Source organism: Weissella confusa (assembly GCA_041871065.1).
GTDB classification, from domain to species: Bacteria; Bacillota; Bacilli; order Lactobacillales; family Lactobacillaceae; genus Weissella; species Weissella confusa_A.
This window is the reverse complement of record CP168942.1, coordinates 735891-750716: the sequence shown is the minus strand read 5'-3', so window position 1 is coordinate 750716 and position 14826 is coordinate 735891. Positions and strand designations below refer to the sequence as shown.

6 protein-coding genes are annotated in these 14826 nt (G+C 47.1%); all 6 read right to left on the bottom strand.

Annotation, left to right across the window (positions count from 1 at the left end; all coding sequences use genetic code 11):
* Positions 1 to 10: 10 nt before the first annotated feature.
* A complete protein-coding gene (locus tag ACAW68_03335) occupies positions 11 to 5320 on the bottom strand; it encodes a hypothetical protein (protein XGA16602.1) in 5310 nt (1769 codons plus the stop codon).
* 66 nt (positions 5321 to 5386) lie between these two features.
* On the bottom strand, positions 5387 to 9034 hold the full coding sequence (locus tag ACAW68_03330) for a hypothetical protein (GenBank protein ID XGA16601.1): 3648 nt from the start codon (positions 9032 to 9034) through the stop codon (positions 5387 to 5389).
* A gap of 263 nt (positions 9035 to 9297) precedes the next feature.
* Entirely contained in the window at positions 9298 to 9918 is a 621-nt protein-coding gene (locus ACAW68_03325; GenBank protein XGA16600.1) for an ECF transporter S component, read from the bottom strand.
* A gap of 175 nt (positions 9919 to 10093) precedes the next feature.
* On the bottom strand, positions 10094 to 10765 hold the full coding sequence (gene pgmB / locus ACAW68_03320) for a beta-phosphoglucomutase (GenBank protein ID XGA16599.1): 672 nt from the start codon (positions 10763 to 10765) through the stop codon (positions 10094 to 10096).
* A gap of 1 nt (position 10766) precedes the next feature.
* The gene (locus ACAW68_03315; protein ID XGA16598.1) at positions 10767 to 13028 is read right to left on the bottom strand and encodes a glycoside hydrolase family 65 protein; all 2262 of its coding nucleotides are present in this window, start codon (positions 13026 to 13028) and stop codon (positions 10767 to 10769) included.
* 18 nt (positions 13029 to 13046) lie between these two features.
* Entirely contained in the window at positions 13047 to 14813 is a 1767-nt protein-coding gene (locus tag ACAW68_03310; GenBank protein ID XGA16597.1) for a glycoside hydrolase family 13 protein, read from the bottom strand.
* Positions 14814 to 14826 lie beyond the last annotated feature (13 nt).

The window sequence follows — 14826 nt, the reverse complement described above, 5'->3', positions numbered from 1 at the left end:
CCGAACCAACTTAATCAGCTGGTACGTAGTTAATCACCGTATCCTCGCCCGGATTAGTTGGGTTTGGTGGCAAGTAGCCTGAAGATGGGTTGCTTGGATCAGCCGGCGTTAGCGGCTCACCATCTGGCCCTTCTGGCGTGTAACCCGGCACGTAAGGTAACGTTGGGTTCTCTGGCGTACATGGTTCGCTTGGATTCTCAGCCGGATCCGTTGGTACCGTTGGATCACTTGGATTATTTGGATAATCAATTGGATCCGTCGGTGCACTTGGCGTTGTGGCTGGGAATGATGGTACCCATTGTCCCAACTTCTTGTACGTCACAGTCTCAGTCACATCACCATCCTCGGCTGCAACCGTTACCGCTGTACTGTATGCTTTATCAGCATAGTAACCATCAATAACTGGTGACTTGTAGGTATCCAACAAATCATCATCGTTAACCGCTACCCAATCTGAGTACGTCACCTCGCCCGTCACTGTGTCCAACGTTGCCGTACGCGTAAAGTGCACTGCATCCGTGTGTGGGTCGTGCGCAACCGTCGTACCGTCTTCGTAAACATAGTTAACCGTCAAATTAACCGTTTGGTTCAAATCTTCGGTCGTCAATCCCGTTGGGTATGTTGGCGTCTCCGGCCAAGTTGGACCACTAGGGTTAGCCGGATCAATCGGCTCACCTGGTGTACCTGGTTCGGCTGGATACGTTGGGCTCGATGGATCACTTGGGTCCACCGGCTCACCTGGCGTAAAGATTGGGTCACTTGGGTCCACCGGCTCACCTGGTGTAATCACCAAAACCGTGCGCTTCAAATGCACCTCGAATTTTTGTTCCGTCGCATCATCACGATCGAATTGGAACTCATCTTCTGGGAAGTCATTTGAAACCAATGTGTATCCTTGCGCTTCGTAAGACTTAATGCGGTCAGCCGTTGTATACGTTGACGTGTCACTCGACTCACCAGCGATGGTATCAACTGCCAATTCAAGGCCAGTATCATCATCAATATACGTAATACGAGCTGCTTGATCATTTGCCACATAGTGAATAACCGTGTCATCACCCGGCTTATCCGTTGGCGTCTCCGGTGGCCAGTAACCCGCGCTTGGATTGTCTGGATCGACCGGTGTCAACGGCGTACCATCTGGGCCTTCTGGTGTATAACCCGGCACATATGGCAACGTTGGGTTAGCCGGCGTACCTGGATCATTTGGATTATTCACACCCGGCTCCAACGGTTCGGTTGGGTCGCTTGGGTTGTTTGGATAATCGATTGGATCACTTGGCACATTCTCATCATCGGCTGATGGTGGGAATGATGGCACCCATTGTCCAAGCTTGGTATACGTGATTGCAACAGTTTTATCGTCGGCCATCGCGTCAACGTTTGCCTCTTCGTCAACCAGTAGTTGACTAGCCACATAACCCGAAATCAACGGCGAATCAACCTTATCAAGGGTTGAATCAGTCGTCTGCCAATCGCCATAAGTCACCGCCCCAGTCACCGCATTAACTGTCGCTGTACGACTGTACGTCAACGTTTCAGTAACCGTTTCAGATGCCTTTTCACCATTACTTGCATACGTGTAAGTAATCGTACGCGTGACTGTCTGATTCAAATCATCCTTGGTGACACCACTGGGGTACGTTGGCGTTGCTGGCCAAGTTGGTCCACTTGGATTATCCGGATCAACCGGTGTACCTGGGTCACCTGGTGTATCAGGTACCGTTGGTCCATCTGGTTGGTCTGGATAAACTGGGTCACCCGGCGTGTATGGGCTTTCCGGATATGTTGGGCTGCTTGGGTCACTCGGATCAACCGGGTCGCCTGGCGTAAAGATATCCGTGCCTGGTTCCTTTGGATCATCCGGTTCAACCGTAATCGTGACTTGCTTCAAGTGCACTGTGAATGGTTGGTCCGTATCGTCAACGCGGTCATAAACCACACCATCCGTTGGATAATCATCGCTCACAAGGACATATCCGGCACGTTCGTACGTCGCGATGTCGGTCGCCGTGCGGTAAGCATCAGTTTCATCAGACTTACCCGTCAAATCGACAACCTTCAATGTGTCACCCGTCGTATCGTCGATAAATGTTACAGTCGCCTTTTGCTCATTCGCCGTGTAGGTAATCGTCGTGTCACCACCCGGATTATCGATTGGCGTTTCCGGCGGCCAGTAACCCGCACTTGGGTTATCTGGATCAACCGGCGTCAATGGCGTGCCATCTGGTCCTTCTGGTGTGAACCCAGGAACGTATGGCAAGGTTGGATTATCCGTGTCGCCTGGTGTATCCGGCGTTCCCTGACCCGGCTCCAAAGGATCACCAGGATTATCTGGGTCATTTGGATACGTAATTGGGTCACTTGGCACGTTTTCAGTACCTTCTGGGAATACTGGTACGTACTGACCCATTGGGTAGTACGTCACCATATAGCTACGGTCGAAATCACCCGGTGCAATCGTTACCGCCGAAATATCTGAGATATCAGCATAGTAACCTTCCTTCACCGGACTTGGTGTCTCTGGCCAGTCATCATCACCAGCCGTTACAACCCAGTCCGTTGTTGAAATTTGTTCACCAGTCACGGCATCCAGTGTGATTGAACGCTCAAACGTTACTGTACGCGTGACATCTGGGAATGCTTCATCTCCGTTTTCATACTGATAATTGATGACACCATTAATCGTCTGCTTAACGCCGTCGAGGTCAGTTCCACCTGGCCAAGTTGGCGTTCCAGGTACATCTGGGTACATCGGATTACCTGGATCACCAGGGTTATCCGGCGTGACTACAACCGTGCCGTGGTCCAAGTAAACCTTAGCAAATTGGGTCACGTTATCTGCGTCGTCATACGTCCCAGCCGTTGCGGTTGCATCTTGCTTAACTAGAACATAACCACGAGCAGCATAATCTGACAACGTGTTCGTGTAAGCCGCGTTCGTTGTTCCCGTCAAAGTTTGTTGTAGCTCAGTAACTTCGACTTCGGTTCCTGATGAAACGTCGACATAAACAACCACCAATGTTTGTGGATGTGCCACATAGTAAATCGGCGTATCCGCGGCCGGGTTGTCCGGCACAGCTGGTGGGTAGTAGCCCTTCGTCACATCGTTTGGATCAATTTGTTCCAAAGGTGTGCTGCTACCGTCGGTCGTAGGCGTATATCCTGGGATATATGGCACTGGTACTTCAACGTAGTTTGGATCATCACGTGTCCAAACCTTTGAGGCATCGTTTGGATCATTTGGATAGACACGCGTCTTCAATTGCTCATCTTCTGGCAAATCAGGCACGTGTGGAATCCAAGAACCTAGCTTCGTGTAAGTGACAGTTTCTTCACGACTTGCATCGTTGTAATCAACCGCGCCACCAGCAACTGAACCTTCACTAGCAAAGTAACCGTCAATAACTGGCGTTTGAACATCGTCAAAACTCTGTTCTTCAGTTGGCCAAACAATCGAAACAACTTCGCCAGTTACCGCGTCATAAGTCACTGATGCTGTAAACGTCTTTTCCTGTACACTATCAGGCTTGGCCGTTGCATTATCAGCTTCATAGACATAGTGCACCGTCGATTTAACCGTAGACGTGTAACTGTCGTGGTTTGGATCATCTTCACGACCACCATCAACAACCACCGTACCGTGATCCAAATGAACCACATAAATTTGATTTGCGGTGTCATCGCGGTCGTAAGTTCCGGCAGTTGCGCCCGCTTCAGCACTAACAAACGTATAACCAAGCTTTGCATAATCAGACAACGTGTTCGTATAAGCTTGATCAGTTTCACCCGAGAACGTTTGACGAAGTTCAGTTACTTCCGAACCGGTCGTGTCGTCGATATAACGAACGATGACTTGTTGCGTATTGCGTGTGTAATTAATCGTTGTATCCCCAGTTGGATTCGTTGGAGCTGGTGGAATATAACCAGCTGATGGATTTTCTGGATCAACCGGCTTCAATGGTGTGCCATCAGGCCCTTCCGGCGTGTAACCCGGTACATACGGAATAACTGGGTCACCTGGCTCAGCGGGGTCATGTGGCGTTTCATTATCCGTTGGATTATTTGGATCGTTTGGATATTGAATCGGATCACTTGGCACGTTCTCAGTATTTGGTGGGAAACTTGGCGTCCAACTTCCCATCGGCTTATACGTAACTGTGTATTTTATATCCGTGTCATTGTGGTCGATTAAGTCAGAATCAACTTGTGTTACATCGGCAACATATCCAGTAATAACTGGACTCTTAACCGCAGTGAACGTGGCCGAATCATTAGGCCATTCAATCGAAACCGGTACATTTGAATCAACCTTATAAGTAACCGTTGCCGTAAAGGTGTGACTGATGATATCATCTGGCACCAACTCACCGTTCGCATCCACCATTTGATTACCATCTTGGTCGACGTAACGAATCGTACGGGTAATCGTCTTTGTGTAGTCGCTTTGGTTTGGGTCATCATCCTTACCACCTGGTACCGATTCCGTTCCAATCGCCAAAATAACGTTATAAACTTGTGTCTCATCATCGTCAGCATCGAACGTACCGCTCTCAGCACCGGCATCCTTAGATACCAAAACATAAGACTGGTCTGGATTATTCTCGTAATCCCACAGTTCGTGCGTATAAGTTGCGTTCGATTTACCATCAAATGATTCAGTATGCACGACTGTACGGGTGCCATCATCCGCAACGTAAATGTAGTTAACAGTGACGGTTTGATCATTCGCATGATAAACAATTGTCGTGTCAGTCGTTGGATCTGCCGGCACATCTGGTGGCAAGTATCCACCAGTTGGATCACTCGGATTAACCGGCGTCAACGGCGTACCATCAGGTAATTCTGGCGTATATCCAGGCACATACGGTACAACAGGCACTGATGGATTCGTGCGATCAGGTTGTGTTGGATCCGTTGGGTCGTTTGGATACGTGACATCAGTTGGCGGATTATCTGGCGTCGTATCTGGGAAGCTTGGCGTCCAAGCACCCAGCGCCTTATAGATTACTCGGAATCCCACACTGGCTGAATCATAGCTAACAGTCGCTGCTCCAGCCGCTGACAAATCAGCGATGTACCCCTGAATAACAGGTGAATCAACATCCGTAAATGTGTAGCTATCCGCATCCCACTTCGTCGCTAATTCTTCGCCAGTTACCGCATCATAAGTTATGGTTGCCGTAAAGGTTGTTGAACGCACATTCGCTGTGGCGGCAACCGTCTTGCCATCTTCATAGAAGTATCGCACTGTCGACCTAACTGTCCATGTTGCATTTCCGTCCTTACCACCGACGACATCAGTCGTGTTGTGCTTCAAGTAAACGTAGTAAGTTTGGTCTGTGTTGGTATCGTTATCGAAGGTTCCAGAACGCGTTCCAGCATCTTACGCCACAACAACGTATCCAGTCGTCGACATTCCCCACGGCACATTGGTATACGTCTTACCAGTGTCACCAGTTACCGTTTGCACCCAACTAGTGATTTCGGTTCCATCGGCAGCTGTCCAGTCCTTCTCTTTGTCTGAATCATTAACGTCAATATAACGCACCTTAACTGTTTGTGTGTCAGCGACCAAAGTAATCGTCATTGTTTGCAAACTACTATCAGTCGCACTCAAATTGTTATTCGTGGCGTCATACGTACCAGAAACTGTCGTACCAGATAACGTCATGGCTGGTGAACCAGTGGTTGTCGTCTTACTTGTATCGATGTGGTATCCAGCAGGAATACTGTTTGCGATGTCTTGTGACAAAGCTTCACCAGTCTTACCAGTCAAATTGATGTTTGCTGGTGCTGTCGTTCCATCGGCCATCACAAACTTAATTTGAGCTTGTTGGCTATCGATGGCATAGTACAAAACAATCGCATCCGCTGATGAGTCCGTAATCGCACCATTCGAAACACTTGTACTTGCGGTCGCGTTGTAATTCGCATTTGAATTTTCATACGGCATGGCATAAGTACCATCTGATTTCTGCACAGATTGCAGAGAGCCACCGTTGTACGTATAACCAATGTAGGTATAACCTGGCACCTTGGTATTAATTTTCGCCCAATCATTAGCCGTGCTGCCTGTTCGAGCAACACCAATGACGGCACCCGTCACACCTTGCAAGGCTGAGTCTTTTTGACCAGACGTCTTGTTGTTATAGTTTGAAACACCATCCGTATTAGTTCGGGCAGCATCGACCAACTTATACGTGCCATCGGATTGCTTTTCAGCTGTCTTCAACCCAACTGTTGCCATTTGCGGTGCAGCAACATAGTAGAAGTTAACGCCGGAAACGTTAAACTTTCCGATAATCGTAAAACTGTTTTGCTTATCACCATAACCACCATTCTTAAAGCCGGTGAAACTACCACCATCGATTGATCCGTTACGATCTTCATCTAACCAATCTGGTGTTGAAACCACTGTGTTAGCGTTACCGAACGCATCAGTCGCAGAAAACGTGAGCGTACCAGTAGTCGTTTTATAGATATCACCCGTAATCTTGGCAAATGTATAACCCGCTGTAGTCGGTTGTGACGTTGCAGCAACAATTGAAGTCGCACCCGTCGACGTATTTGTTTGTAGGTAGAACGTAAGCGGAGAAGTCGGAATCGTATAGTGCTTAACTGGATTTGTTGCAGCTCCACCGCTGGCACTCGTATCAAATCGAATTGTGTTCGAACCAGTATCCCAAATAATTGACGTTTGCCCGGTTTCATTACCATTAGCATCAACCACCGGCCAAGCGATTGTGACCGTATAACCACCACTACTGTTGACATACTTGTCGACCACCGCGCCAACCGGCACCTTACTCAAGTCAAAACCATACGCACGAACCAACGCCAAATTAAATGGGTTGTTCGGATCAAGCACCGTACGATACATATTCGCACCAGACTTGGTCATCTGATCGTATACGTTTGTCATAAACTTTCCACGCACCGTTTGTGTCATTCCTGTGCCTGAACCAGTTGTCGTAGAAGACATTTGTCCTGAAGCATAAGTTAATGATGGCACAAGCTGGTACCCGGCCAATAGGTCGGACGTGATGATATATTCGTCCGGGTAAGACCCACCAGATCCACCGGTCAACGTATTAACCTTGGCATCGCCAGTTGAGCCAGCACTTGTATTTACTGGAATACGAATATCCGTCTTGGTGTACGTCCCGTCACCATTATCGATGGCATAGTAGTAGTTGGCATCGGCTAACGTTGACTTAGTCGTAATTCCCTGCATCGTCCATGATTGCAAGCTAGTTCCTGTACTTGTGTAATAGTTACCAATATAGTAATCACCACTTCCAGCTGAAAATCGATTCGTAATCGTCGTTCCATTCAGGGTGATTGATTGTCCATTATTTATATAGTTTCGACCAATGATTCCCGATGAATTGATTTCGACAATATAGAGTGTCTCACCAGGCTTGATTGTTTGTCCCCACGGATCAGTCGTACGGCCTTCACGCGCCATAAGGATAACATATTGCTTCTTGTCACTAGCACTCAAGAAGTATTGGATTGGAAAATACGTTCTTAACAAATTGGCGTCGTTACGAATAATTGCTGGCAAGTCTGTGTTGCTTGTATCCAAAACTTGGTCACCAGTCGGCACTGTTTGTCCCGTATCCATACGGCGCCAAGCCTCTGATGCAACAACCCAATCCAAGCCATTTGTCTCAGCCCAAATACGAATGTCATCGTGGTCGACCGAATCAAATGTTGTACTTGCCTCAGTTGAGTCTGGCCAATAAAAAATAATTGTCCCGTTGTCATTCATGACTTCCGTTGCTGGTAACAAGTTGAACGAATCGCGATTGAACAAATCAAACGAAGCTTGTTGTGCTTCGGTCAGACCAGTTGTTGTATCCTTCTCTTGTTCACCCTCTTGCAAGAATGAAATAACCATACGGTTTCGGACAGCGTATGCTTTCAACGCATCCATATCAATACTGTTGAAGTTGTAAGATGCTGGCAAGTTAATCCAGAGATACTTATCAACATACGTCACTGTAACTGTGCTACTTAGGCCATAGTCAGAACCCGTAAAACTGTCCCTATTTGGAATTTCGATTGTTGTGTCAACGGAAACTGTCACACCATCTGCCTCGGTTTCTGGGACTGTTTCTTCCTCAGTCGCACTATCGTCTGCTCCCAAAACAGTTGCTGATTGTGAGCTCGATGGTGCAACCGATTGCAATGAGTCTGCGCTACTCATTGCTGATTCGGCTGAAGATGACTCGGCTTCACTTGATGGCGCCACGCTTGTGAGTGTGTCTGATGTGCTTTCGGGCACAACGCTAGTCAATGTGTCTGATTCACCCTCGGATGACACGCTCACCAAACTGTCAGATGCGCTTGACTCCTCATTGCTTGTCGCACTGCTTGCTTCGCTTGATGGTGCAACGCTCACTAAGCTGTCAGAATCCGTTTGACCTGCCTCGCTTGACGCATCAGATGGGCCCGTAGAATCAGCTGAACTTTCAGAAGCTGCAGATGTGGTCGACAAAACCACCGAACTAGCCAATGAACTTTGGCTTGTGACCGGTGATTGCACAACTGATTCACTTTCACTAACTTCCGCAGCGCTTGAGACAACACTTTCTTCAGGCAGACTGCTCGTTTCAGAACTCGTACTCTCCACTACAACTGGATCAACTGGCGTTTCAGCCACCGATTCGGCGACCGATTCTTCAGATGCCGTAGCTTCTGCGCTAGCTACGACTGAATCTGGATCACTTGGATTGGTAGGCACTGGTTCGCCAGTTTCATCGTCCAACCCATCGCCATCCTTATCACGTTCTGCAATATCTTGGTCGTCATCCTTGTCAGATGAGCTCACCAAAGAAGCATCAGCATCGTCAATCGTTGGATCTTCCGCCGCTGAAACTTCACCGCCTGTATTGGCCCCCATACCAATGGCAATCAGCAATGACGTCGCACCAAAACGCAGCCACTGCTTATTCTTCTTATTACCGCCACCGTCATCTTCGAGATTAACTTCTCGCTCCTTTACACTTGTGTCTGTAGATTTCATGATTTTAACTCCCCTAAAATTCAAGACTGTCAAAGTATAGACTTCGACCATTGTCGATAGTTTAGCTCACAAAAGTACTAAAAAGCGGGAACTAATATCGACAAAAACACCCCTATTACATGGTCAAAATCTACTTCTGTATCTAAATTTTAACGAACTGCGGACATTAAAGCTCTTTTGACGTATCAAATTACGAAACTATGGTTTTTTTATGAAAAACGCGCAAAAAAAGACCCGATAGCAGTTGCTACCGAGTCTAAAAATTATCGTGCGTTTTGACGATTGAAGAATGTCAAAACTGGAATACCAATTAGTGGCACTAAGATTGCCCCAACAATGATTTCAAAAACACCGTTGAAACCGGCAATTGAAACAATCAAGTAATTTGCGAGTCCCGAATCAGGAATACCAAACGCCGTTGTGTGCATGACCGTAAAGCCAATCCACGTGATACTCAACACGAAGAACGTATTCACAAAAGCTGACAACGCACCTAGCCCTGCTAACCAAACGGTTTGTTGCCCCATTGGACGATTCTTAACGAAGCGCCAGTATAGGTATCCGATAATCAATCCGACCAACATACGTGGCACAATCGCTGTGATTGGGTTACGGAAGATCAAAGCGCCAATACTTGGTGCTGATGTCCATGCGTGCCAAAGTGAATAGGCACCCCAAACGAAACCTAGTAACGCACCGGCGCGAGGTCCCAAGACCATCGCCCCAATGGCGACAGTAAACGTAATAATCGTTACCGCTGCCCCAATTGCGAACGCCCCAAGTGGTAATGTGCCCAGCCAAGGAACAACTGACTGTAGCAGAATAATTGCAATAAATAATGCCGTCAAAACGAGATGACGACTTGAATTAGGACGTGCTGCCATTCTAGGCCTCCTCTAATAAAAATCCAAACAAACTGTGTTTACTTAATTATAGTTGGCAAGCTTGCTAATGTCATTAACTAATGAAAAAAGACGCCAGCTTCATCATGAAACTGGCGCCTCCGCGGCAAAACTTTGATTTGAGATATTTTTTGAGATTCGTGAGAGGTACAAATTTTTAATCGAGTTTTGCCGCGATGTTTGCTAACGTGACGTCGGCAGTTGACTCAAAGCGAATGTCAGCGTCGTGCAAAATGTCGGCGTTACCGATTCCCAATGACACTTCGCCGGCCCCGTTAATTGCTTGAATACCTGACGCAGCATCTTCCAAACCGATAACTTGCTCTGGTGGCAAGTTCAATAACTCGGCAGCACGCACATAAATTTCAGGATCCGGCTTGTTGGCAGTCAACGTACTTGGGTCAACAATACCGACAAATGAATCCGTCAATTGCAAACGGTCAAGAATAAATGGCGCGTTCTTTGAGGCTGACGCAACACTGGCCTTGTAGCCCTTGTCGTTCAATTCCTTGATGAAATCTGCCATCCCCGGCAAAATATCATCTGGCGTCAAACCAGAAATCAATTCAACATAGTGGTTATTCTTCCAAGAAGCCAACGCCACCTTTTCGTCGTGCGTGTAGTCATCTTGCTTGTTGCCAGCCTTCAAGATCATTTCAAGGCTGCCCATGCGGTCGATTCCCTTCAATGACTCCTGCAATTCTGGTGTCCAAGTCACATTCACTTGTTCAGCAAGCGCATGCCAAGCTTGCGTGTGAAACTTAGCAGTGTCTGTGATGACACCATCCAAGTCAAAGGCAAATCCCTTAATGTCTGAAAATTTTGTCATCTTAGGCCTCCAAAGTTAGCTTCTCGCCAGACAAATCAATCGTCAACGGCTCACCAGACAACAATTCGACGTGTGAACCGTTTTGATCAACAGCGACTGACAACAAGCGACCGCGGAATAGGAAGCGGAAGCTGTATCCTTGCCACTTATCAGGCAAGAATGGCTCAAAGTGCAATTGGTCGTCACGGACACGCATGCCAGCAAATCCTTGCACGATTGATAGCCAAGCACCAGTCATTGACGTGATGTGCAACCCATCTGATGTGTCGTTGTTGTAGTTGTCCAAATCAAGACGTGCGGTACGCTCGTAGAACTCGACACTCTTGTCGGCCATCTTCAAATCAGCGGCGATAATTGAGTGAACAGATGGTGACAATGATGATTCGTGTACCGTGAATGGCTCGTAGAACTCATAGTTGTCACGCTTTTGTTGTTCCGTGAAGGCATCTGGGAAGTAGTACATCGCGTGCAATGTATCTGATTGCTTGATGTATGGTGAACGCAAGATACGGTCCCATGACCAGTGTTGGTTAATTGGCAAGTTCTCTGGATCCAAATCACGAACTGGCACCAATTCCTTGTCCAAGAATGTGTCGTGCGCAACAAAGACGTGACGTGGCACACCGTTGACGTCAGTAACATCCGCTTCAGGCAAGTACATCTTGTCGACAATTTCTTGCCAGTGCTTGCGTTCTTCGGCCGTGACAGCCAACTTTGCTTGGTACTCTGGCGCAACCGTGTCGATGTTTTCCAAAGCGTATGACAAGACCCACTTGGCCATCCAGTTAGTGTAGTAGTTGTTGTTGATGTTGTTCTCGTACTCGTTTGGTCCGGTCACACCGTGAATCATGTACGCATCATTGCGTGCTGAATAGTGCACACGATCAGCCCAGAAGCGCGCGATACCGATCAACACTTCACTACCTTCGTTTTCAAGCCATGAACGGTCACCCGTTAAGTGCGTGTAGTTGTAAATAGCGTAGGCAATCGTTGAGTTACGGTGAATTTCTTCAAACGTAATTTCCCATTCATTGTGTGATTCGATACCGTCGAAGGTCACCATTGGGTACAATGCCCCAGCCAAACCTTGTTGCGTAGCGTTGTGGTAAGCCCCTTCGATTTGTTGGTAGCGGTACTTCAACAATGACTTTACGACAGCTGGATCAGTAACCCCTAGGTAAACTGGAATGGCAAACGCTTCCGTATCCCAGTATGTGGCACCACCATACTTCTCACCAGTGAAGCCCTTTGGTCCGATGTTCAAACGCGCATCGTTACCGTAGTAAGTGGCAAACAAGTGGAACAAGTTAAAGCGAATACCTTGTTGCGCTTCTGCATCCCCTTCGATTTGGACATCCGCCTTCTCCCAACGCTTAGCCCAACCGGTTGTGTGGTCGATGACCAAGTCGTTGTACGTGTTTGATGCAATGTCAGCGAACAAATCATCCGTGGCAGCCTTAACGGCATCATTCGACTCATAGTCACGTGAGGTTGTCACAATGACACGCTTTTCAATTTGAACAGGCGTTTCAGTTACGATACCAGCAAAGACATTTCCGACTTGCTTTTCATCGTTGACTGACCCAACGGCTGGCAAATCTGAAACGAAACGTTGACGGGCAGCCACTGTAAATTGTGGCACACCAAATGGGTTGGCAATTGTGCGTGTCATGATAAAGGCTGACTCATCATCAGCTTCCTTATCCAAGACATCCCAGAACTTCTCGTCATAGTTTGAATCTTCATTCATGACATCAGCGTCAATCAAAGCTGTCAATTCCAATTGGTGTGTGGCCTTGTCGACTGATACAAAGGTCCAACGCAAGTCCGCCAATTCCTTCTTAGCAACTGAGATAAAGCGATCAACGCTAATCTTAACGCCCTTTACGATGAATGAACGGTGCAAAATACCAGCCTTCATGTCCAATGACAACTCAAAATCATCAAATGGCATCTTAGCCAAATCAACCAAGTCACCGTCAATGCGGATTTCAGCCTTCACAAAATTCAAAGCGTTGATGGCCTTACCGAAGTACTCTGGGTAACCATTTTTCCACCAACCAACACGGGTCTTGTCTGGGAACCAGACACCACCAATGTAGACACCTTGCAATGAGTCACCAGTATACGTTTCTTCAAACATACCGCGCATACCCATGTACTCATTTCCAAGTGATGTAATTGATTCTTGCAAACGCTTGTCAGCAGGAGTCAACTCGTGCGTTGTAATCGTCCAAGGACTAATTTCAAAAATTCGTTTCATGTTATTATTCCCTCATAATTAGCGCACTGGCTCGGTCCAAATCATAAAGTCGTTTGGTGCCAGTTGCGTCTCAGATTGATTTGTTTTTAGCAAAATACTTGTTGGCTGATCAACTGTTAAGTCGGTCGTGCCATTGTTGAATACCCCAACGATGCGCGTTTGATTGTCTTCGCGCGTCAATCGGATTTGACGTTCCCCAATCACGTCAAAGATAATTTTGTCGTCAGATAGCTTAGCAATGACTTGGCGCCTGACTTGTACTAATTTTTGCATAAAGTCGTACAAATCATGGTCTTGTAACTCTGGCTGCCAAACCATCGGCTTGCGATCGTCCGGATCGTTCTCCCCTGTCATTCCGTATTCTGTTCCATAGTAGATTGATGGGACACCTGGTTGCATGAAGGTAAATGCAAGAATGCTTTTTGCTAGTTGTTTATCTTCATGAGCCAAGGTCATCAAGCGTGGCGTATCGTGTGAATCCAAGGTGTTAAACATCATGCGATTTGTTGCATCACGGTACAACATCAATTGATGACTCATCTTTTGAACTAACGCATCTGCTGACTCATTTTCCAAGAAGTATTGGAGAATGGCGCCGGTGTAGCTATAGTTCATAACGGCTGTAAATTCATCGCCGACCAACCAGCTCTGCGATGTGTGCCAAATCTCACCTAGAATATAGAAATCTGGTTTCAATGCCATCATCGCATCGTGGAATTGTCGCCAGAAATGATGATCAATTTCATTGGCAACATCTAGACGCCAGGCGTCAATATCAAATTCTTTGACCCAATACGTCGCAATGTTCAACAAATAATCAACCACTTCCGGATTACTTGTATTCAGCTTTGGCATGTGTGGCGTGTAGTCAAACGTGTCATACGTTGCATCAGCTGCAAATTCGAAGTTATCGGTTGGTGTGTACGTTGCTGGGAACTGGTGAATGTGGAACCAGTCCGCATATGGTGATGCTTGCCCGTTCTTCAACACATCCTGCCACTGCATTGACTTATCACCAATGTGATTGAAGACCGCATCCAGCATGACGCGAATGCCACGTTCATGCGCTGCTTGAACCAGTTGCTTAAACAACTTGGCATCCCCGAAGTGTGGGTCCACCGTCATATAATCTTGCGTATCATATTTGTGATTCGATGGCGCTTGGAAGATTGGATTCAAATAGATACCCGAAACCCCAAGGTCTTGTAAGTGATCCAAATGGTCCAAAATCCCCTGCAAGTCACCACCGTAAAAGTCTTCACGACCAGGATGATCAGTTGAATCCCAAGCCTTCGTACCAACCGGATCATTTGAAACATCCCCATTTGCAAACCGCTCTGGAAAGATTTGGTACCAAACCGTATCGGTCACCCATTCCGGGGCGTTGTACTGGTCAATCGTTTGAAAAAAAGGCATGCGAAAGTAAAAGTTCATATCCATTAAATCGGCATCAGCCACTTTAAAGAAGCCTTTGTCGCTATAAATTTTCTGGATGCCGAGCATATCAGTCACTAAGAAGGCATATGCTAACCGCCGCTTTGGCTCGGTCACCGTCACCTGCCAAAAATCAGAAATCCCATCTGACATAATCTTAGTCATCTGCTTTGGCACTTGGTAGAACTTTTCATCAGTCGGCAAGCTTCGCAAACTGTACGGATCACCTGCTAATAATTCAACGTTAACGATATCGTCTTTGGCAGTACGCAGACGAATATTAACCATTTGCTCATTTACGACATACGCCATCTCACTGTCGGGACGGTGCATAATACCTGCTAGGTTCATAATGCTCCCCTCT